The sequence below is a fragment of the Sodalis sp. C49 genome (genome assembly GCF_046352915.1).
Lineage (GTDB): Bacteria > Pseudomonadota > Gammaproteobacteria > Enterobacterales > Enterobacteriaceae > Acerihabitans.
Genome location: NZ_CP163303.1, coordinates 1610402 through 1630784, shown reverse-complemented (window position 1 = coordinate 1630784; position 20383 = coordinate 1610402). Strand labels below are relative to the sequence as shown.

The 20383-nt window shown below is 61.7% G+C and carries 17 protein-coding genes; 5 read left to right on the top strand and 12 right to left on the bottom strand.

The window, feature by feature from the left end; all coding sequences use genetic code 11:
- Window positions 1–268: 268 nt before the first annotated feature.
- Together rpiB and ABUK12_RS07255 are read left to right on the top strand one after the other, a co-directional pair.
- Window positions 269–742, top strand: a complete 474-nt coding sequence (gene rpiB / locus ABUK12_RS07260; RefSeq protein ID WP_410015648.1) for a ribose 5-phosphate isomerase B — start codon at window positions 269–271, stop codon at window positions 740–742.
- A gap of 83 nt (window positions 743–825) precedes the next feature.
- Window positions 826–2622 (top strand): thiamine pyrophosphate-requiring protein, encoded by a 1797-nt coding sequence (locus tag ABUK12_RS07255; protein ID WP_410016576.1) that lies wholly within the window; start codon window positions 826–828, stop codon window positions 2620–2622.
- Window positions 2623–2682: 60 nt separating this feature from the next.
- Here ABUK12_RS07255 and ABUK12_RS07250 read toward each other — a convergent pair whose 3' ends face one another.
- Together ABUK12_RS07250 and ABUK12_RS07245 are read right to left on the bottom strand one after the other, a co-directional pair.
- Entirely contained in the window at window positions 2683–3174 is a 492-nt protein-coding gene (locus tag ABUK12_RS07250) for a DUF1456 family protein (protein WP_410015647.1), read from the bottom strand.
- Between the two features lie 186 nt (window positions 3175–3360).
- A complete protein-coding gene (locus ABUK12_RS07245) occupies window positions 3361–4824 on the bottom strand; it encodes an AMP nucleosidase (protein ID WP_410015646.1) in 1464 nt (487 codons plus the stop codon).
- A gap of 211 nt (window positions 4825–5035) precedes the next feature.
- Here ABUK12_RS07245 and mltB point away from each other — a divergent pair, with 211 nt between their 5' ends.
- A complete protein-coding gene (gene mltB, locus ABUK12_RS07240; RefSeq protein ID WP_410015645.1) occupies window positions 5036–6142 on the top strand; it encodes a lytic murein transglycosylase B in 1107 nt (368 codons plus the stop codon).
- Between the two features lie 24 nt (window positions 6143–6166).
- Here mltB and ABUK12_RS07235 read toward each other — a convergent pair whose 3' ends face one another.
- Window positions 6167–7000, bottom strand: coding sequence for an oxidoreductase (locus tag ABUK12_RS07235; RefSeq protein WP_410015644.1), 834 nt, complete (start codon window positions 6998–7000; stop codon window positions 6167–6169).
- A gap of 216 nt (window positions 7001–7216) precedes the next feature.
- Between ABUK12_RS07235 and ABUK12_RS07230 the strand changes: the two genes are divergently transcribed.
- Window positions 7217–8173, top strand: a complete 957-nt coding sequence (locus ABUK12_RS07230; protein WP_410015643.1) for an AraC family transcriptional regulator N-terminal domain-containing protein — start codon at window positions 7217–7219, stop codon at window positions 8171–8173.
- Window positions 8174–8222: 49 nt separating this feature from the next.
- Here ABUK12_RS07230 and ABUK12_RS07225 read toward each other — a convergent pair whose 3' ends face one another.
- The 9 genes from ABUK12_RS07225 to ABUK12_RS07185 form a co-directional block, all read right to left on the bottom strand.
- Window positions 8223–9956, bottom strand: coding sequence for a nitrilase-related carbon-nitrogen hydrolase (locus tag ABUK12_RS07225; RefSeq protein WP_410015642.1), 1734 nt, complete (start codon window positions 9954–9956; stop codon window positions 8223–8225).
- A 45-nt stretch (window positions 9957–10001) separates the two neighbouring features.
- Window positions 10002–10637, bottom strand: a complete 636-nt coding sequence (locus ABUK12_RS07220; RefSeq protein ID WP_410015641.1) for an ANTAR domain-containing response regulator — start codon at window positions 10635–10637, stop codon at window positions 10002–10004.
- Window positions 10627–11793 carry a transporter substrate-binding domain-containing protein gene (locus tag ABUK12_RS07215; protein WP_410015640.1) on the bottom strand — a complete coding sequence of 389 codons (1167 nt, stop codon included), beginning with the start codon at window positions 11791–11793 and terminating at the stop codon, window positions 10627–10629. The genes ABUK12_RS07220 and ABUK12_RS07215 overlap by 11 nt, the downstream gene beginning before the upstream one ends.
- An 88-nt stretch (window positions 11794–11881) precedes the next feature.
- The gene (locus ABUK12_RS07210) at window positions 11882–12868 is read right to left on the bottom strand and encodes an acetamidase/formamidase family protein (RefSeq protein WP_410015639.1); all 987 of its coding nucleotides are present in this window, start codon (window positions 12866–12868) and stop codon (window positions 11882–11884) included.
- Window positions 12869–12917: 49 nt separating this feature from the next.
- On the bottom strand, window positions 12918–13637 hold the full coding sequence (locus ABUK12_RS07205) for an ABC transporter ATP-binding protein (protein ID WP_410015638.1): 720 nt from the start codon (window positions 13635–13637) through the stop codon (window positions 12918–12920).
- A complete protein-coding gene (locus tag ABUK12_RS07200) occupies window positions 13634–14383 on the bottom strand; it encodes an ABC transporter ATP-binding protein (protein ID WP_410016575.1) in 750 nt (249 codons plus the stop codon). Before ABUK12_RS07200 ends, ABUK12_RS07205 begins: the two co-directional genes overlap by 4 nt.
- Window positions 14373–15368 carry an ABC transporter permease subunit gene (locus tag ABUK12_RS07195; protein ID WP_410016574.1) on the bottom strand — a complete coding sequence of 332 codons (996 nt, stop codon included), beginning with the start codon at window positions 15366–15368 and terminating at the stop codon, window positions 14373–14375. Before ABUK12_RS07195 ends, ABUK12_RS07200 begins: the two co-directional genes overlap by 11 nt.
- A gap of 78 nt (window positions 15369–15446) precedes the next feature.
- A complete protein-coding gene (locus tag ABUK12_RS07190; RefSeq protein ID WP_410015637.1) occupies window positions 15447–16316 on the bottom strand; it encodes an ABC transporter permease subunit in 870 nt (289 codons plus the stop codon).
- Window positions 16317–16394: 78 nt separating this feature from the next.
- Window positions 16395–17639, bottom strand: coding sequence for an urea ABC transporter substrate-binding protein (locus ABUK12_RS07185; protein WP_410015636.1), 1245 nt, complete (start codon window positions 17637–17639; stop codon window positions 16395–16397).
- A gap of 533 nt (window positions 17640–18172) precedes the next feature.
- On the opposite strand from ABUK12_RS07185, the gene pqqU reads away from it, so the two are divergent.
- Window positions 18173–20359 carry a TonB-dependent receptor PqqU gene (gene pqqU, locus ABUK12_RS07180; protein ID WP_410015635.1) on the top strand — a complete coding sequence of 729 codons (2187 nt, stop codon included), beginning with the start codon at window positions 18173–18175 and terminating at the stop codon, window positions 20357–20359.
- Window positions 20360–20383 lie beyond the last annotated feature (24 nt).

Sequence of the window (20383 nt, the reverse complement as noted above, 5' to 3'; positions counted from 1 at the left end):
AATAACCTAAACTTATCCCGGAGGCAACGCTGGGAAAAATGACGGGTTAAATTCACGGAATAGTTTATTTTGAAAAGAATGATAACGGTGTCGCCAAGGGATGTTTTTAAAATGGCTGATTTATATGAATATAATAATTATATTGCTTATTTGACTGTTCTCACAAAATAAAAATATCACATAAATTACAATTTTTGTAAAGTTTTCCGGCTGTGCCTTCCTCCAGCGCAGCGCGGCCGCGAACATCGTTTTAACCCAGAGGCGAAAAATGAAAATAGCGATTGGCTGTGATCACGTCGGGCTGATTCTCAAGCCGGATATCATTGAATTCCTGCAATCGGCATCGATTGAAGTGATTGATAAAGGAACGCATTCCTCCGATCGCACCGATTACCCCTTATATGCCGAACGGGTCGCCGGCGCCGTGCTGTCAAACGAGGCGGACCTGGGCATCCTGATCTGCGGCACGGGCATCGGCATTTCCATCGCGGCGAATAAAATCGACGGCATCCGCGCGGTGGCATGCAGCGAACCGTATTCCGCCAAACTGTCGCGTGAACATAACAATACCAATATCCTGGCTTTCGGCTCGCGTGTCGTTGGCAGCGAGCTGGCGAAGATGATCGTCGGGCAATGGCTGGCGGCGGAATTTGAGGGCGGGCGCCATCAACGGCGGATTGATTTGATTAAGAGCCTGGAGCGGGGCGCATCGCTGGATAAAAATGACCGCCACGACGGTTAGGAAAAACAGCGGCGCTTAATCACTCACGGCAGGGTCGTCTATCCTTAACAGTTCAGCGGCACATTCTGAACGCGAGGATTATGATGACCCAGTTAACCAGCGATTTTTTTGTCGAACGCCTGCAGGCATGGGGCGTGACGCGTATTTATGGCTACCCTGGCGACGGTATCAACGGTGTGCTCGGCGCATTGCAGCGCGCCGGGAAAAACGGCCGGGGCATCGAATTTATCCAGGTGCGCCATGAGGAGATGGCCGCCTTTATGGCCTGCGCCCATGCCAAGTTTACCGGAGAGCTTGGCGTCTGCCTGTCCACCGGCGGCCCCGGCGCCACCCATCTGCTTACCGGGCTGTACGACGCCAAAATGGATCATATGCCGGTGCTGGCCATTTCCGGCCAGGCGGAAGCCACCGCCCGGGGTGCAAATTATCAGCAGGAGCTGAACCTCGATCGTGTTTTTGCCGATGTGGGCAATTTTGTGCAGGAAGCCGCGACTCCCGCGCAGCTGCGCCACCTGGTCGATCGCGGCGTACGCATCGCCGTGGCCCAGAGTGGTGTTACGGTGCTGATTTTACCGAAAGACGTGCAGGACGAACCCTGGCAGGAGCCGCGGCAGGCGCACGGTTTTACCCGTTCCGGCCCCGGCTACCAGCGCCCGCGCGTCGTGCCTTATCCGGCTGATTTACAGCGCGCGGCCGACGTGCTGAACGCGGGCAAAAAAGTGGCGATCCTGATTGGCGCCGGCGCGCGCGCCGCCGCCGTGGAGGTGGTACAGGCCGCTAATCTTCTGGGCGCCGGGGTGGCGAAAGCCCTGCTCGGCAAGGACGTGCTGCCGGACGATGCGCCCTTCGTCACCGGCGCGATTGGGCTGCTTGGCACCAAACCGTCATGGGATATGATGCAGCAGTGCGATACGCTGCTGATGATAGGCACCGGTTTCCCCTGGGCGGAGTTCCTGCCCGGTGACGGCCAGGCGCGCGCGGTGCAAATTGATATCGACCCGTCCATGCTTGGGCTGCGTTATCCCGTGGAGGTAAACCTGCACGGCGATGCGGTGGAAACGTTGCACGCCCTGCTGCCGCTATTGACGCACAAAGCGGATCGCGGCTGGCAGGAAGATATTGCCCGTAATATCAAACAATGGTGGCAGACCCTGGAAGAACGCGCCATGGCCAAGGCTAACCCCGTCAATCCCCAGCGCGTGGTGTGGGAAATGTCGCCTTTATTACCCGATAACGCCATCGTCACCTCCGACTCGGGCTCCTGCGCCAACTGGTATGCCCGCGATTATCGGGTCAAGCAGGGACAGCGCTCCTCGCTGTCCGGGGGCCTTGCCTGCATGGGCGCCGCGGTGCCTTATGCCATCGCGGCGAAATTCGCCCATCCGGCGCGACCGGTGGTGGCCCTGATCGGGGATGGCGCGATGCAGATGAACAATATGGCCGAGCTGATTACCATCCAGAAATATTGGCAGGGCTGGCAGGATCCCCGGCTGGTGATTTGCGTCTTCAATAATGAGGATTTAAACCAGGTGACCTGGGAACAACGGGTGATGGAGGGCAATCCACGCTATCCGGCCACGCAGTCGGTGCCCAACGTCGGTTATGCGCAGTTCGCCGAGTCGCTGGGACTGAAAGGCCTGTATGTCGACGATCCCGACGCCCTGGCGCCGGCCTGGGCGGCGGCACTGGCCGCCGACCGGCCGGTGGTGCTGGAAGTGAAAACCGACCCCGAGGTGGCGCCGCTGCCGCCGCATATCACCTGGCAGCAGGCCAAGGCCTTTATGTCCTCGCTGGCAAAGGGCGATCGCGGCGCGGGGCAGGTGATTGCCGATACGGCGCATCAAATCTTCGACGGCATCCTGCCGGGTAAAAAAGCCTAGCGCCGGTGGCGTGGCGCTGCGGCAACGCCGCCGTCAAGGGTCCGGCAGGCAGCGTTGCCGCTAGGTGCCGGCGCCCGGCGCGGCCGCTCCGCTTTTACGCAGCCGGGCGGCCAGTCCTTTTAGGAAATAGCGCAGGAACTGGTCGCCGCACAAACGGAAATTTTTATGATCCGGCGCGCGCAGCATGGCGGTCAGCTCCGGCTGGGAGACCTTGAAATCCTGTGACTGCAGGATATCCCGGATATCGTCGGTCTTCAGCGCAAAGGCGACGCGCAGCTTTTTCAGGATAATATTATTATTGATTTTACGTTCAATTTTCGGCGCCGGCCGGCTGTCGTCCTTGCCGCGTTTATGGATAATCAGGCCATGGAGAAAATACCCCATCACCACATCCGGACAGGGCAGGTAGCCCGGTTCGTCTTCTTTTTTCACAAACGCCGCGATTTCCTGCGGCGTAATCACTGTGTCCGCCAGGGCCAGAATGGCCAATAAGTGGTCATTATGCAGGTTCAGCATATAGCGCACGCTGCGCAGCACATCGTTGTTCATCATTACCGGATTTTTCCCGCGCTCCAAGGTGTATGGCCGGCAGTATAAAGGTATCCGCCGGCGAACGCGAAATTGTTGCGTCCGGCATGCCGGACGCCGGAAAAGCGCCCACCGCGGCGTGTGTGACAATGTCACTTAAGCGGCGGGCGAGGTGGGGCGCTCGGCGGGGTGATTGTTACACCGTCACTACTAGCGAAACGGCGGTTCGTTAAAGGTGCGCAGCTTGCGTGAGTGCAGGCGATCGCCCTCGGCGCGCAGCTGTTCGATGGCGCAAATGCCGATTTGCAGATGCTCGGATATGGCGCCCTCATAGAAGCGGTTCGCCTGCCCCGGCAGCTTGATTTCGCCGTGCAGGGGTTTGTCGGACACGCACAGTAAGGTGCCGTAGGGCACCCGGAAGCGATAGCCCTGGGCGGCGATGGTGGCGCTTTCCATATCCACCGCGACCGCCCGGCTGAGATTAAAGCGCAGCGCCGAGGCGGAATAGCGCAGTTCCCAGTTGCGGTCATCGGTAGTCACCACCGTGCCGGTGCGCAAACGCTGCTTCACTTCTTCGCCCGGCATGCCGCTGACCATCTTGGTGGCGTCGTAGAGCGCGCGCTGCACTTCGGCGATGCTGGGGATGGGAATATCGGGGGGCAGCACCGCGTCCAGCACATGATCGTCGCGCAGGTACGCGTGGGCCAAGACGTAATCGCCGATGGTCTGGCTTTCGCGCAGGCCGCCGCAGTGGCCGATCATCAGCCAGGCATGCGGGCGTAGCACCGCCAGGTGATCGCAGATGGTTTTGGCGTTGGACGGGCCGACGCCGATATTGACAAGCGTAATCCCCCGGCCCTGGCGCGAGATCAGATGATACGCCGGCATTTGATGGTTTTTCCAGGCCAGGTCCGATACCGCCTGCTCGGGGTTGGCCGTATCGGCGGTGACAAAGGTGCCGCCGGCGCAGGACAGCGCCTCGTAGGGGCTGTCCGGATCGGCAATCTGGCTGCAGCCCCAGCGCACGAACTCATCGACATAACGCGTGTAATTGGTAAACAGCACAAAGGGCTGGAAATGCTCCACCGGCGTGCCGGTATAGTGCCGCAGGCGCGCCAGGGAAAAATCGGTGCGCAGCGCGTCGAAGTGGGACAGCGGATAGACATTGCCGGAGGTGAACAGCCCATCGGCGGTTTCATCGCCGATTTGCGCCAGCTCGGTGGTGGGGAAATGCTGCGCTATTCCGGCGCTCATCGAGCGGTCCAGGGCCAGGTCCGATCCGTCGATAACATACGGAAAGGGAATTTCCAGCCGCGACGGCACCACATCGATGGTGGCGGCATATTCCCCCGCCAGCAGCGCCAGTTGCTCCGCCAGATAGCGACGAAACAGCGCGGGACGGGTAATGGTGGTGCTGTAGCAGCCGGGATGGGTAAAGCGGCCGAAGGCCCGGGCCTTAGGATTGCCGGGCGTCACGCCGTCCCAGGTGACGCGCAGTTCGGGATAGCTGAACGCCCCCCCGGCGCGCGCCTGGGCGTCGGGTAATCGGCCCTGGGCGATATAGGCCTTGATGGCCTCGCGCAGCGCCGTCACCGCGCCGTCATACAGTTCATCGAGTTTATCAAGCGCCTGGGAGGCAGTGAGGTTTTTTCCTGCATCGTTATTGTTCACCATGACTCCTTTAGTTTCCAAATGCCCGCTCGGGAGCAATATTGTCCATCATAGCATCGCATGGCATTATTGCAGACCGTCGCGGCAGGAAGAAAAACGTAACGGAAAACGCATTTGCCCCTTTCATACGCCCGGGATTATTTTTCTGTTTGTTCGCGCCAGGCAATGGCTTACCATAGACACCAACTTAATTAGCGTGGTTTATGGATCTCCGATGCGTTACCTGGCGACACTGCTTCCCCTGCTCGCTTTACTTTCCGCCTGTAGCAGCAAGCCGAAGCCGGCGGAAAATCTTCCTATCGGCAGCCCCGCCCAAGGCGGATTCCTGCTGCGGCCGGAGCATACCGGCCCGCTCCTGGCCGGGGATTTTGCGTCTAACCCGGCCACCGAGGCTTTTATCGATAAAATGGTGCGCGAGCACGGCTTCGCTCGCCAGCAGTTGCATGATGTCCTGGCTCAGACCCAGCGCCTTGACTGGGTGCTGCGGCTGATGGATCGCCAGGCGCCGGTCGGCCTGCCGCCGTCGGGCCCGAACGGCGCCTGGCTGCGCTACCGCAGTAAGTTCATTACCCCCGACAATGTGCAAAACGGCGTGGCGTTCTGGAACCAGTATAGCGATGCCCTGGAGCGTGCCCGCCAGGTCTACGGCGTGCCGCCGGAAATTATCGTCGGCATCATCGGCGTGGAGACCCGCTGGGGCCGGGTCATGGGCAAGACGCGCATTATCGACGCCCTGGCCACCCTGGCCTTTGCCTATCCGCGCCGCGCCGATTATTTTGCCTCCGAGCTGGAAACGTTTCTGCTGATGTCCCGCAGCGAAGGGGACGACCCGCTGGCGCTGCGCGGGTCCTATGCGGGCGCCATGGGCTACGGGCAGTTTATGCCCTCGTCGTTTAAAAGCTATGCGGTTGATTTTGACGGCGACGGCCATATCAACCTGTGGGATCCCGTGGACGCCATCGGCAGCGTCGCCAACTATTTCAAGGCCCACGGCTGGGTCGAGGGCGGCGCGGTGGCGGTGCCCGCCAGCGGCCAGGCGCCGTTCCTCGACCAGGGTTTCCAGACCCGTTATCCGGTAGCCACCCTGGCGGCCACCGGCCTGAGCCCGCAGGGATCCCTCGGCGGTTATCAGGAAGCCAGCCTGCTGCGCCTGGATTTCGGTACCCAATATCAATACTGGTATGGACTGCCCAATTTTTACACCATTACCCGCTACAACCACAGCACCCATTACGCCATGGCGGTATGGCAACTGGGCGAGGCGGTCGGGCGGGCGCGCCAGGGCGGCGCGGGCCCTCTGGTCACCCTGTCGTCCAGATAACCACCGCGTTGGCCAGGGGATGCGCTAGCCGTCCGTCGACCGCGTCACGTTTTCCCAGTCGTCGATCTGCGCCGCATAATCCTTAAGCTTGGCGCGCACCAGGGCCAGCGCGTCGCTGCCCAGCAGCAGATGCGCCGGCGGCCTGGCGCTGGCGATCAGCGCCAGGATGGCATCGGCCGCTTTCAGCGGGTCCCCCAACTGGCGCCCGCTTTTCTCTTCCCGCGCCTTGCGCATGGGATCGAACAGCCCATCGTAATCGGCAATGCTCCTGGGCGAACGCACCATGGAGCGGCCGGCCCAATCGGTACGGAACGAACCGGGCGCCACGGCGGTGACCGCGATGGAAAACGGCGCCAGTTCTTTGCCGAGCGTCTCTGAAATCCCTTCCAGCGCAAACTTGCTGCCGCAATAGTAGGCAATGCCCGGCATGGTGATAAAACCGCCCATGGAGGTGATATTGATAAGGTGCCCGGCGCGCCGTTTACGCATATACGGCAGCACCGCCTTGATCATGGCGACGGCGCCGAACACGTTTACGTCGAACTGGCGGCGCATTTCCTCCAGCGGCGATTCCTCCAAGATGCCTTCATGGCCGTAACCCGCGTTGTTGACCAGCACGTCGATGGGGCCGACGGCGGATTCAATGTCATCCACCACGCGGTTAACCGCGGCAACATCCGTGACATCCAGGATGCGGCCCACGGCATGCGCCGGATCCCGCGCGATAAATTCCCGCCTGGCCGCGTCACCGCGCACGGTCCCGACGACGCGATGACCCGCCGCCATGGCCCGCCCGGCCAAGGCATGACCGAAGCCGCTGCTGACGCCGGTAATAAAAATTGTTTTTACATCACTCATAGCCTGCTCCCCTGATTGGATATTCAATCCGGCCGGCGCGGCAAGGATCATCGTCCCGAACCGGGAGAGGTCTTAACCGGCGCCGCCGGTGATTTGCATAGTAATAGGATTGGCAGCGAATGGAGATGCCCTTTAGTCGGCATATGTTGCCTGAAACTATAAATATGCTATTTTCTCAGGCTAGGGTATTCAATCAGCGCAGAGCGGACGGCGCCCATGACAATTGACCATTTTGCCGCGAATGACCGCCAGGATCGCATCGTGGCGTTACTGGCTAAACTTGCGCCCGCGGAGGGCTATACGCAGTCGCCGTTGCCGGATGTGCGCTTCCTGCGTTCCGACCGGCCGCTTAGCCGGGTGCCGGTGCTGTACGATCCGGGTATTGTTATCGTCTGCCAGGGCAGAAAGCGGGGATACCTTGGCGACAGGATCTACTGCTATGACGCCCGGCACTACCTGGCGGTGGCGGTGCCGGTGCCGTTTACCATGGAAACGGACGCCAGCGCGCAGGAGCCGCTGCTGGCCATCTATATGCACCTGAATTTTACCGTCGCCGCCGACCTGATGCTGCAGATTGACCAGCTGAAGACGGACGCCGGACCCCCGGCCAAACCGGAAAGCCTGATGTCGACGCCGATGGACGGCAAACTGCGCGACGCCGTGCTGCGCCTGCTGGAAGCCATGGATGATCGGATGGAGGCGGAAATCCTCGGTCCGGCGCTGATGCGGGAAATCTATTTCCGGGTGTTGAGCGGGCCGCAGGGCGGGGCGCTGCGATCGGCGCTGGCGATGCGCGGACAGTTCGGCAAGATTGCCCGGGCGATCCGCCGCATTCACGCCACCTTTAACCGGCAGTTAACGGTTGAGCAGTTGGCGAATGAAGCGGGCATGAGCGTGCCGGGGTTTTTTTCCCACTTCAGGGCGGTGACCCATACCTCGCCGAAGCAATACCAGAAATCCTTGCGCCTCCATCAGGCCCGCCTGCTGATGGTGCGCAACAATATGACCGCGGCGGCGGCATGTGTCGAGGTAGGCTACGAAAGCGCATCGCAGTTCAGCCGGGAATTCAAACGGCTGTTCGGCCTGAGTCCGGTGGACGAGGTCCGGCGCATGAAAACGCATTTTGCCGTGCCGCCGGCGCAGCCCGCCGGACTCTATATCTCGTCCCATTAATAGTAAGGGCTGACATCCTGCCGGCGGCGCAGGATTTTTCCCCACGGCGTTACTTGATCAACCCCAGATAATGGTGGGGTTGGCGCATCGCCACCAGGTCCTTGCGGCGCGTGACGTTGGTGGGATAAGCGCCGCCGGCGGCCGACGCGGTATCGATGGTTTGCGTCGCCGTTCCCTGTTCCCGCCACATCACGCGCTCCTGCCTGGGAAAGACGAAGGTTTCGGGTTGGAATACGCCGCTGAAGCCTCCCGCGTCGCCAGCTTCGTTAATGCTGTTGGCAAACGCGAGATAGACATTATTTTCACCGGCGCGGGTGCGCAGCAGATGCCAGTGGAGCGGATCTGCGCCGGTGGGGATCGGGTAATTTTGCCGTACCCGGCTGCCGGGATGCGCGCCGGTAAAGCCGTCTTTCAGCGCGGCCGAGCAGGCGAGGATATCACAGCCCATCAGCGCCAGGATCCTGCCCGGCTCCGGCAGCAGCGCATCATTGCCCAACATCAGGCCGATACGGCCCAGGGGGGTGTCGAACGCCCGCCAGTCATCGCCGGCGTTGGCCCATGCGCGGTCCTCGGCGGACAGATGCATCTGGCGATAGCTGCCCACCATGCCCGCGGGACCGAGCAGAAGCTGGGTGTTGTAGCAGCCGTTATCGTCCCGCTCCGCCATGCCGATCACCAGATGTACCCGCAGGGTCATCGCCAGGCGGATCAGCGCGCCGACCGCCGCATCGTCAAGCGGCAGCGCGCCGGCGCCGCCCGCGAGCGGCCCGGTCAGCGCACGCTGCGGGAAGACCACCAGTTCGCTGCCATGCCGCTCCGCCGCCTCCCGCGCCATGGCGCTGATGCAAGCCAGGTTGTCGGCCACCCGGGCGCCCGGTGAGAACTGGGCCACGCTGATGCGGCTGGTCTTACCGGCAGGCAGGGGACGGTGGCCGTACAGGCCGAAAAAATCCTGCGGATTCCACAGGAAGCTGTCGCTGAGCAATTGATGATAACAATCGGGGCGGCGCTGGCTGAACACCGGCTCGCCCAGCACCCGGCGCTCACGGCTGCGCGCCAGGTCTATTTCCCCCAGCGCGATGCCGTCGCCGTAATCCACCACCGCCGCAATGCGCCCGTCCGGTTCGATAAGGCAGCTGCCGCCGCTGAACTGCACGCCGCGCTCCAGTCCCCAGCGGTTGCTCTCCAGCAGATAGCAGCTGTTTTCCATGGCGCGGCTGATCCAGTAAGGGGCCGGTGCGCGCTCCGCCAGCCAGTTGCTGATATGGCAGATAATATCGGCGCCGTCCAGGGCCAGCAGGCGCGCGGTTTCGGGAAAATGAATATCCATGCACACCAGCATGCCGATGCGGCCAATAGGCGTATCGAAGACCTGATGCCCGCGATCGCCCGCCGCCGCCCACTTGGGTTCGGAAATATAGGGATGGCTTTTACGGTGGGTGCCGACGATCCCGTCCGGGCCGATAAGCACCGCGCTGTTGTAATAAAGCGTGGTTTCCTCATCCTCCTCCGGCATGCCCAGCACGATATAACACCGGTAACGCGCCGCCAGCGCGGCGAACCGCGCCGTCGTGGCGCCTGGTACGGATTCCACCAGCGGCGCTATCTCCCGCCGGTCATACCAGCAGTAGCCGGTCGTGGCCATTTCCGGCGTGGTAATCAGCCGGGCGCCCCGTTGCGCGGCCTCTTCCACCAGTGCGAGCAGGCGTTGGATATTGTCTTCTTTGCACGCAAGCGTCGGCTCAAACTGAACGGCGGCGGCAAGATAAGGGTGTGCAGGCATGGTTATCCTCTTCATCAGTCAGTGTGTCGCCGTCATGACGGCGTGTTATTTCCGGCCGCCGGGCGTGCCGGGCGTCGTCCAGGAAAAGATATCGTTGGCCTGGATCAGGGCGCGGGCCATCTCTTCCACGGTGATGCGTTTATCCATGGCCTGGTGGCGCAGGATCTCATACGCCTGCTCCTCGCCGATGCCGTGCATGCGCATCAAAATGGCCTTGGCCTCGCCGACCTGGCGCAGGCCCAGCACTTTTTTCTCCAGGCGCTCGATACGGTCGGACATCTGCCGCCGCCGGTGGGCGTGATGCAGCGCGAACACCATGGCCGAGAGCAGGCCGGTGGCGCGCACCGGCGTGGTGAGCGTGGTGCCGGCGCCCAGCCGCAGCGCGGTATCGATAAACGTGGGGTTTTCGTACTCGATCACTGAAATCAGCGCGTGTTTGCCCAGGTCCAGCCACGGCACTTCCGGCTCCGGCAGATCGGATCGCAGCGCCAGGAAAATCAGATCGGTATCCGCGGGCAGGTGTTCCGGCACCGGCCAGAAGGCGCGCACCTTGAAACCCATGCGGCGCAGGTGATTGGTCAGGGTTTCGCCGTCCTCGTTATCCGGATGCAGCACCGTACAGCGGATGCCGCGGCTTAATAACAAGGCGTCCGCGCTGGTGCGCGACGTATTAAGGCGCATTGGGCGGCTCCATTTTCGTCTGTTTGGTGATCCAGTCGCCCTGGATCTGATGCGTCATATACGGGTCGGGCGCCACCCGGCGACGCGACTCCTGGAGAATGGTGAACTGGCCGGCCGCGTTCGCCTGGCCGATACGCGGGTAAAGGCTGGTGTGCTGGTTGAGCGGATCGATGCGCACGCGTCCCTGGGGCGCGTCGTATTCGCAGCCACGCAGCGCCGGCATCAGGCGCGACAGCCGATCGCTGCGGCATTCCCTGGCCGCGCGCGCGAAAAGATGGACCTGGCTGTAGGACGCTTCCCAGTTCATATCGGTGGGAATATCCTCTCCGAACTTGGCGTGGAAACGGCGCAGCGCCGCGGTATTCGCCGCGCTCTCCACGCTTTGGAAATAGGTGGCCGAGGTAAAATGGCCGACGCCGAGCGCCGCGCCCATGATGGCGATTTCAGTTTCAGAGGTGTTCAGGCTGCCGATGGGCATGCGTTCGGGGTCGATGCCCGCGGCATGATAAGCCTGGTAAAGAAAAGGCACCGTCTGGCCGACCACGGTACTGAAGATAAAATCCGGCCGCTTGTGTTTTATCTCCGCCATGATGGGCGGAAAGGCGTCGTAACTGGCGTCCATCGGCAGATAGCGCTCGCCCACCACCGCGCCGTCCGGCCGCTGCAATATCAGCTCCTGCATATTGCGGTTGCATTCGTAGGGGTAGACATAACGCGAGCCAATCATATAAACCCGCGCGCCAAAACGGCTGGCCAGGTAGTCCGCCAGCTGCACGCAGTTCTGGTTGGGGGCGGCCCCGCCGTAAATGATATTCTCGGAAAATTCGAACCCCTCATAGAACTGCGGATAGAACAGCAGACGCTGGTATTTCTCCACGACCGGCGACATGGCTTTACGGCTGCTGGATGTGTAGCCGCCGAAAATCACGTTGACGTTGTGTTCGACAATCAGCTGCTCGGCCAACTGGCGGAACCGGCTGTCCTGCGAGTGGGGATCGAGATGGATGGCATTCAGCATCCGGCCGTGGATCCCCCCCTGCTGGTTGACTTCTTCGATGGCAAGCGTGGCGCCGCGCATTTGCGACTGCTCCTGCGCCGCCGTCACCCCGAGGGTGGAGTAGAGTAAGCCAATATTAATCGGTGTTGCTGAACCCATGTGCACCTGCTTGTTGGCCGGGACGGAACCCGGTGGAAAGGGTCGGAAGCCGTATCCCGGCACGCGCCCGCGCCGGGACGTAAAGAAACTACGCCAGCAGATGTTTATCGAGCATGGCGCCCACGGTGTATTTCGGATCCACCATATTGCCGAGGCGGACTTTGCCGCACTGGCTGAGCAGCATATAGGCGTCCCACTGCTCGAAGCCGAAATCTTCCACCAGCCAATAGATAAGGTCGCGATAGGCGATGCGGGTGGCGTCTTCCAGCGGGCGGGCGCTGCCGATGCTCATGATCGAGGTGGCATTTTCCATGCGCGGCCACGCCAGCCGCCAGCCTTTGATAAGATCGACCCGGATGGTGGTTACCGAGGCGTATTCCACCGCGGTGCCGCAGATTTCGCCGTCGCCCTGACAGGCGTGGGCATCGCCGATAAACAGGCGTCCGCCCGGCGAGCGTACCGGCAGATAGGTAATGCTGCCCGGACCGATATCCGGCACATCCATATTGCCGCCATGATTATCCGGCGTCAGCGAGTTGATGGAGTCGATTTCAGGCGAAACGCTCAGCGTGCCGATATGCGGTTTATAGGGCAGGGTGTGGCGTTGGCTCCAGTAGACTTTTTCCCCGTCGAGCTTAATCATGCGCACTTTTTCCGGCAGGGGATCGTTGAGCATGGCGGTAAGATCGGTGCCGGTCAGCCCGCCGAAATGCGGGATCATGGCGCAGATGCCATACGGGTTGGCGCCGCGCGGCAGCATGGATTCGATATGCACCGCCAGCACATCGCCTTTCTCCGCCCCGCTGACCATGATCGGGCCGTTTTGCGGATTCAGAAACGGCATCTTCAGCAGCTGGCTGGGGATATCCTGCTCCGAGCTGATGGCGCCCTCAAAGGCATCGCGCGTATCGACAATCACACGATCGCCCGGTTCTATGGTCAGCACCGGCGTGGAATAAGGTCCGATAGTGTAGTGAAATTCTTTCTGCATCTCTTCCGTCAGATGATGCGTGACGGGCGTGCGGCCGGAACCGACGCCGCGTTGGTACATAATTGAATCGTCAAGCCATTTCATCAGGTCGTCCTCTTCTCAATCATAATGGGCCCGGCGCGGGCCGTCGGGGTTAAAGCGCCAGGTGGCGCCGCATGATCTGGTCATCGCAGAGCTGGGCTTTATCCAGCGTGTCGACCACCCGGCCTTTATCCATCACGCAACAGCGCCGGGCCGCCCGCTGGATCATGGCGATATCCTGTTCCACCAGGATCACCGCCACCCGCAGCTCCTGCGCGATGCGCAGCAGCGTGTCGGCGATGATATGGACAATCGAGGGCTGTACGCCCTCGGAAGGCTCGTCGAGCAGCAGCACTTTCGGCGCGCCGACCAGGGCGCGCGCAATCGCCAACTGCTGCTGCTCGCCGCCGCTCATGGTGCCCGCTTTCTGCCGCAGCCGCTGGCGCAGGATCGGAAAGTAATCCAGCACCTGCTCCAGCAGGCCATCGGCCAGCTCGCGGTGCTCGCGCACGAACTGCATGCCGACGCGCAAATTTTCCGCCACCGTCAGGCCGGCGAAAACCTCGCGCCCCTGCGGCACATAGCCGATGCCCAGCCTGGCCCGACGCTGGGGGGCGGCGGCGGTGATATCCGTTTCCCCCAGGAATATGCTGCCCTGGCTGAGCGGCATCAGCCCTATCAGCGCGCGCATCAGCGTCGTTTTACCCACGCCATTGCGCCCGATAATGCCCAGCACCTCCGCCGGGTAAAGCGATAAACTCGCACCGTTCAACACCAGGCTGCCGCCGTAGCCGCCGCTGACCTGGTTGACTTGCAAAAGGACGTCATTCATCCGGCTTTCCCCAAATAGATATCCGCGACATCGTCGCGCGCCAGCACCGCCGCGGCGTCGCCGTCGGCGAACACCCTGCCGCCGTGCAGCACGGTCACCCGCGAGGCAATCTGGCGCACAAAGGTCATATCATGTTCCACCACCATCAGCGTCAGCCCGTCCCGCTGCATCTGCTTGATCAGTTCGCCGGTAAGATAGGTCTCCTCGATCGAGAGACCGGCCACCGGTTCATCCAGCATCAGCAGGCGCGGTTGCAGCGACACCGCCATGGCGATTTCCAGCCACTGCTTTTTGCCGTGGGAAAGATTACCCGCCGTCTGGCGGACTTCGGCGGTCAGCTTGAACCGCTCCAGCAGTTCGTCAACGCCGGCGGCATTCGGGCGCGCCTCCGGGCGCAGATGGCTTAGCGACAATTGCAGATGCTGCGCCACGGTAAGGTCGGCGAAGATGCCGGGAATCTGGAACTTAATACTCATTCCCATGCGTATGCGCTGGAAGGGGGCCAGCTTATCCAGGCGCCGCCGGAGAAAATGAATCTCGCCGTCGCTTGGGGCGTGCTCGCCGGTCAGCAGTTTAAAAAAGGTGCTTTTACCGGCGCCGTTCGGCCCGATAACACAGCGCACCTCGCCCTGGCGGATTTGCATATCCACGCCGTCGATGACCCGGATGCCGCCGAAGCGTTTGCTTAATCCCCGGCTTTCCAGGATGGGTTCCCGATCCGTTTGGTCCGCCCTATCAAGACTCATCATGCGTCTCCTTATCTCTGCCGGCGGCGCGCGTGATTTTCCCGCCCAGCCAGGGCAGCAGGCCGTTTGGCGCCGCCAGGACCACAAACAGCAGAATGGCGCCCAGCAAAATCATCGCGTATTCGCTGCCGTAGATGGCCAGCCATTGGGACAGCCATACCAACAGGGCGGTTATCACCACGGTGCCGAAAATATTCCTGCGCCCGGCGGTCGCCACCCAGATAACCGGCATGGCGGCCGCGGTCAGACCCATCGAAGAGGGGGTGATATACGACCCCCACAAGGTATAAAGCGCGCCGGACAGCCCCGACAACACGCCGCCCAGCACAAACACCAGCAGCTGATAGCGGCGGATGTCTATCCCCAGCATTTCCGCCCGCCGCGGATTCTCGCGGATCGACGCCAGCGTCAGGCCGAAGTTTGAGCGCAGCAGCCCGCGCACCGCGGCATACACCGCGGCCAGCAACAGGACCACCAGATAATAAAAGGCATTGTCCTCCAGCGGGAACGACGCGCCGTCAAACCACGGCAGCGCCAGCGGCGGCATGCCGGACATGCCGTTGAAGCCGTTGAGCCGCGCGGTGCCGATAGCCCATTGCGGCCCCGCGGTCTGCGACATAAAGGTTTCCATGACCAGCGTAAACGACAGGGTGACGATGCCGATAAAAATGCCGGTCACGCCGCCGTAAAACATCAGGTAGCCCAGCGCCGCCGCGACGGCGGCGGCCACCGCCAGCGCCACCGCCAGCCCCGCCCAGGTGGAGAGGGCGCCGTCGCCGAAATTTAGCGTCATGACGCCGTAGGTATAGCCGGCCAGTCCGAAGAACGCCGTCTGGCCGAAGGAGAGGATGCCCGCGTGGCCCCACATGGCGGCAAGGCCAATGGCGCAGAATGTCCACAGCAGGAAATAGGAAAAGTCACCGACGGTGGCGCCGTCGACCACCAGCGGCAGCGCTAATGCCGCCGCCAGCACCAGCAGGGCAATCGTTGCGCGCCGGCCGCAAGCCGGTCTTGTCGCGGCGTCGGCCGCGGGGGAGCGGGATAATAAGGTCAAGGTCAGCTCCTATCGGTTGCGGGTAAACAGGCTGCCGACGCCGTTGGGCAGCAGGCGGATAACCAGTACGGCGGTAACCAGCAGGCCGATTTGCCCGGCGAGCTGCCCGTACCATGAATTCAGGCCGGTTTGAATGGCCCCCAGCGCCACCGCTGCAGGAATGGTGCCAACCAGCACATTGGCCCCGCCCACCACCACCGACACGAACGCCTGCACGATAAAACTGCTGCCCATGGTCGGGACGGCGGTCAGCGTCGGCGCGTAAATCGCCCCGGCCAGACCGGCCAGCCCCGCGCCCAGGGCAAAGGTCAGCGTATAGATGCGGTCGGTTTCCAGTCCCAGGCAGGAGGCCATGCGGGCATTCTGGATCGTGGCCCGGGCGCAGACGCCGTAATTGGTATGGAAGAACAGGGCATAAAGCAACAGCAGCACCGCGATGGCGATCAGCGGCAAAATGGCGCGGTAGGTGGCAAAGGAATAGTCGCCGAGCGTAAAGGAGCCGAGCGGGGTGGACAGCCCCTCGAGGGACGGGCCGGCGATCAGCAGCATGGCCTGCTGCACGATCAGGCTGATGGCCCAGGTCGCCACCACCGAATCATGCAGCCGGCCGTAAAGATGGCGCACCACCAGGCGCTCTATTACGCCGCCGGCAAACGCGGCCGCCAGCGTGCCGAGCAGCATCGATACCGGCAGGGGCAGACCGGCCTTGGTCATCAAGATGGTGACATAGGCCCCGCACATGATGAACTCGCCATGCGCGAGGTTAATCACCCCCATCATGCCGAAAATCACCGCCAGCCCCAGCGCCGCCAGCACCAGATAAGCAAAGTTATCGCCGAACTGATAAATCATTGAATAGATAAACGAGAGCGTGAACATCCGCTGGCCATCCTCATCAATAGGAATAACGTCGGGGAAGGCCGCGTCCCGCGGCGATTTCCCCGTTACAGTCCCGCGTTACGCCTTGGGCGGATTGGACGGGGTGTACTGGCTGGCGTCGGGTTTCACCGGCAGGTTGCAGCCCGCGTCCCCCAGCCAGTAAGGCTTGATATCGTTCCATACCTTCGGGATTTCGATGGAGTGATCGGCCTTCACATGCGCCAGGTAGATGGTATGGCTCAGATGGTGGCTCTTTGGATCGATGCAGACTTTGCCGGAAGGACCGTCGGTACAAATATCGCCGCTTTCCAGCGCCTTGCGCACCGCCGTCATATCGGTGCCGCCGGCTTTTTCCACCGCGGCCTTGTAGAGGTAAACGGCATCGTAGGCGTTGGCGGCCTCCTGATTGATATAAGGCTCGTTCGGGTATTTGGCGTGGAAGCGTTTTTTGAAATCGTTACTGGCGGGGCTGTCGACTTCCTCGATATAGTTGGCGGTGACATACATATCCTTCAGCGCCGGCGCTTTAAACCTCTTGTGTTCGTAAGCCTGGCCGACGTTCACCGAGCTGCCCATCGGCAGGTTGAGTTTGGCCGCCGCCGCCTGCTCGTAATAGGAGGATTGGTTGGCGCCGACCAGCAGCGTCATCACAAAGTCCGGCTTGGCTTTCTGGATGTTCTGGATGGTCTGGCCGAACTGCGATACGCTCAGCGGAATAAACTCTTCGCCCACCATGGTGCCGCCGTTTTCCTTAACGATCTTGCGCACCCATTCGGCGGAGATCTGCCCGAAATTATAGTCCGCCGCGATGGTGTACACTTTTTTGCCGTACTTCTCCATCATCCAGGGGATCAGGGTCGAGAACTGCTGTTCAGGCACCGCGCCGGTGACGAAGACGTTGCTGTCGCATACGCCGCCCTCGTACTGGTTGTTGTACCAGTAGAGCTGCTTTTCGCGGTCCATGATCGGCCTGATGGCTTCACGCGAGGCGCTGGAGAACGCGCCGAAAATCACATCCACCTTGTCATTTTTAATCAGGCGGCGCGCCATTTGCTGAAAGCGCGTATTGTCCGATTGGGTGTCATATTTCACCAGTTCAACCGGGCGTCCCATGATACCGCCCTTGGCGTTGATTTCTTCCACCGCCAGCTCCGTAGCGTGGATCTTAGGAATAACGGGCAGGGCGAAGTTGCCCGACGCGTCTTCCAGCAAGCCGATTTTAATCGCTTTTTCCGCGGCGCCCGCCACACCCGGGCAGGTTATGGCCAATGCGGCCGCCAAGGCGAGTGAAAGCGTAGCGTAGTGACATTTCATTCTGGACATAGTTACCCCGGGCGTTGAAGGTCTGAAAAAAAAGCAAAAAAAAACCCAGCAACGTCACATGACATTGCAGGGCTCTATTGCCATAACCACAAGCCGACATCGTTGGCGTTCTTGCGGATAAGTCAGGCTCACTATAAGAAGGAAAATATGGCGTTGTCAACGCCGTTTTTTCAATAAAAAACAAGGGGTAAAATTATTTCTCACTGCACCGCGACAGGGATGGCGCTGCACGAAAACCGCGCATTTTTCTCCCTATGTCCCGGCGCGCCTAACCTACTGGCGCCACAGGTAAAACCCGCCGCCGCCGCCAGGACGGCGCGCCGCGATCGCCGCGGGCGCGGGCGGGGATGTTAATACCTTGCACCGTTATGGCGATTTTTGCTCCCGGACGCCGGCCCGCCGCCGGCTTAAGCCGGCCACAGGCGGCAAGCATTAACATTTCCTCAACATCTTTACATGGCTTGACAGTAAGGCAAAATGGTAAAGTCGCTCTATACTTTTGACCTATAAACTTTTCTTACCGAATCACGCCATTGAACACGAAAACATCCGCGCTGCTCCTGACACCATTGTTTCTGTTACCGCCGGCGGCGGTATGTTTTGCGCAAGCCGCCGGCACCGGGACACCGGCTGGCGCCCCGAACGGCGGCGCGACCGCCGATTCGCCGTCCTCGACGCTGATGGTGGTGAAACCGCACAGCGGCCTGTCCGAGCTGTATACCCCGGCGGCGGTCAGCGTCGTCGACGGCCAGGATTTGCGCAACGGCAGCCCGCAGGTGAACCTGTCGGAAGGACTGGGCAGCGTGCCCGGCCTGCAAATCCAGAACCGGCAAAACTATGCGCAGGATCTGCAGCTGTCGGTGCGCGGCTTCGGCAGCCGTTCGATGTACGGCGTGCGCGGGGTGCGGATTTATGTGGACGGCATTCCGGCCACCATGCCGGACGGGCAGGGACAGACCTCGAATATCGATCTTAACTCGGTGGATAAGGTGGAGGTGCTGCGCGGCCCGTATTCGGCGCTGTATGGCAACGCATCCGGCGGCGTGGTGAATATCGATACCCAGACCGGCGCCCAGCCGGCGACGCTTGAGGCCGGCACCTACTACGGCAGCTACGGCACCTGGCGCAACAGCGTCAAGGCCACCGGCGCCACCGGCGACGGCACCCAGGCCGGGGACGTGAACTACGCGGTATCCGCCTCGCGCTTTACCACCCACGGCTTTCGCGATCACAGCGCCACGCAGAAAAACCTGGGCAACGCCAAGGTGGGCGTGCGCCTGGATGACGTCAGCACGCTGACGCTGATGTTTAACAGCGTGTCCGTGGACGCCGGCGATCCGGGCGGCCTGACGGCGGACGAATGGCATGACAACCCGCGCCAGTCGCCGCGCGCGGACCAGTACAACACCCGCAAGACCCTGGACCAGACCCAGGCGGGGCTGCGCTATCAGCGCGAGATGGGCGCCAATGACGAATTGACCCTGCTGGCGTACCATGGCGAGCGCCATACCACCCAGTACCAGTCCATTCCCCTGTCGGCGCAGCTCAACCCCAACCATGCCGGCGGCGTTATCGTGCTGGAGCGTAAATACCAGGGCATAGATACGCGCTGGCGCCACCAGGATAACCTGGGGCCGGTACCGGTCACGCTTACCGGCGGGCTGGATTATGAAACCATGACCGAGCGGCGCCAGGGGTTCGAAAACTATCTTGCCCGGGACGACGGCATCACCTACGGGGAAAAGGGCGCCCTGCGGCGCAACGAGAAAAACCGTATGTGGAATCTCGATCCCTACCTGCAAACCACCTGGAACCTGACCCCGCGCTGGACGCTGGATGCCGGGCTGCGCTACAGCACGGTCAGCTTTGATTCCCGCGATTACTACATCACCGGCGCCAACGGCGACGACAGCGGCAGCGCCCGCTATCATCGCCTGCTGCCGATGGGCTCGCTGAATTATGCCGTCAACCCCGCCTGGAACCTGTATTTCTCTGCCGGGCGCGGTTTTGAAACGCCCACCATTAATGAACTCTCCTACCGCCCCGACGGCCAGCCGGGCCTGAACACCGCGCTAAAGCCCGCCACCAGCGATACGTTTGAACTGGGCAGTAAGACGCGTATCGGCTACGGCTTGCTGACCGCCGCCGTGTTCCAGACCAATACCGACCACGAACTGGTGGTCGCCGAGAGCACCGGCGGGCGCACCAGCTACGCCAATGCCGGCAAAACCCGCCGCCGCGGCCTGGAGCTGGCGCTGGATCAGCAGTTTGCGCTGGACTGGCGGCTGAAAATGGCATGGACGCTGCTGGACGCCACCTACCGCAACGCCACCTGCGCGTCCGACGGCTGCACGCCGGATGAACGGGTGCCGGCGGGCAATCGCCTGCCGGGCATCGCCCGCAATATGAGTTATGCCGCGCTGGAATGGCGGCCCGAGGCGGGGTGGCATGCGGGGGCCGAGGTGCGTTATATGAGCGCTATCCAGGCCGATGACCAGAACAGCGCCCAGGCGCCGTCCTATACGGTCGCCAGCCTGAATACCGGCTACCGGGTGAACTGGCGTAAATGGTCGCTGGATGTGTTTGGCCGGGTGGATAACCTGTTCGATCGCCGCTACGTCGGCTCGGTGATCGTCAATGAAGGCAACGGGCGCTATTTCGAGCCGGCCGAGGGCCGCAACTGGGGCGGCGGCGCGACCCTAAGCTACGTTTTTGAATAATCATGGCATAACAAGAGCTATTTG

What these genes read in the sequence shown, in the direction of transcription:
- rpiB (WP_410015648.1), top strand. Translation starts at nt 269, where the DNA reads ATGAAAATAGCGATTGGCTGTGATCACGTCGGGCTGATTCTCAAGCCG.
- ABUK12_RS07255 (WP_410016576.1), top strand. Translation starts at nt 826, where the DNA reads ATGACCCAGTTAACCAGCGATTTTTTTGTCGAACGCCTGCAGGCATGG.
- ABUK12_RS07250 (WP_410015647.1), bottom strand. Translation starts at nt 3,174, where the DNA reads ATGATGAACAACGATGTGCTGCGCAGCGTGCGCTATATGCTGAACCTG.
- ABUK12_RS07245 (WP_410015646.1), bottom strand. Translation starts at nt 4,824, where the DNA reads ATGGTGAACAATAACGATGCAGGAAAAAACCTCACTGCCTCCCAGGCG.
- mltB (WP_410015645.1), top strand. Translation starts at nt 5,036, where the DNA reads ATGCGTTACCTGGCGACACTGCTTCCCCTGCTCGCTTTACTTTCCGCC.
- ABUK12_RS07235 (WP_410015644.1), bottom strand. Translation starts at nt 7,000, where the DNA reads ATGAGTGATGTAAAAACAATTTTTATTACCGGCGTCAGCAGCGGCTTC.
- ABUK12_RS07230 (WP_410015643.1), top strand. Translation starts at nt 7,217, where the DNA reads ATGACAATTGACCATTTTGCCGCGAATGACCGCCAGGATCGCATCGTG.
- ABUK12_RS07225 (WP_410015642.1), bottom strand. Translation starts at nt 9,956, where the DNA reads ATGCCTGCACACCCTTATCTTGCCGCCGCCGTTCAGTTTGAGCCGACG.
- ABUK12_RS07220 (WP_410015641.1), bottom strand. Translation starts at nt 10,637, where the DNA reads ATGCGCCTTAATACGTCGCGCACCAGCGCGGACGCCTTGTTATTAAGC.
- ABUK12_RS07215 (WP_410015640.1), bottom strand. Translation starts at nt 11,793, where the DNA reads ATGGGTTCAGCAACACCGATTAATATTGGCTTACTCTACTCCACCCTC.
- ABUK12_RS07210 (WP_410015639.1), bottom strand. Translation starts at nt 12,868, where the DNA reads ATGAAATGGCTTGACGATTCAATTATGTACCAACGCGGCGTCGGTTCC.
- ABUK12_RS07205 (WP_410015638.1), bottom strand. Translation starts at nt 13,637, where the DNA reads ATGAATGACGTCCTTTTGCAAGTCAACCAGGTCAGCGGCGGCTACGGC.
- ABUK12_RS07200 (WP_410016575.1), bottom strand. Translation starts at nt 14,383, where the DNA reads ATGAGTCTTGATAGGGCGGACCAAACGGATCGGGAACCCATCCTGGAA.
- ABUK12_RS07190 (WP_410015637.1), bottom strand. Translation starts at nt 16,316, where the DNA reads ATGTTCACGCTCTCGTTTATCTATTCAATGATTTATCAGTTCGGCGAT.
- ABUK12_RS07185 (WP_410015636.1), bottom strand. Translation starts at nt 17,639, where the DNA reads ATGTCCAGAATGAAATGTCACTACGCTACGCTTTCACTCGCCTTGGCG.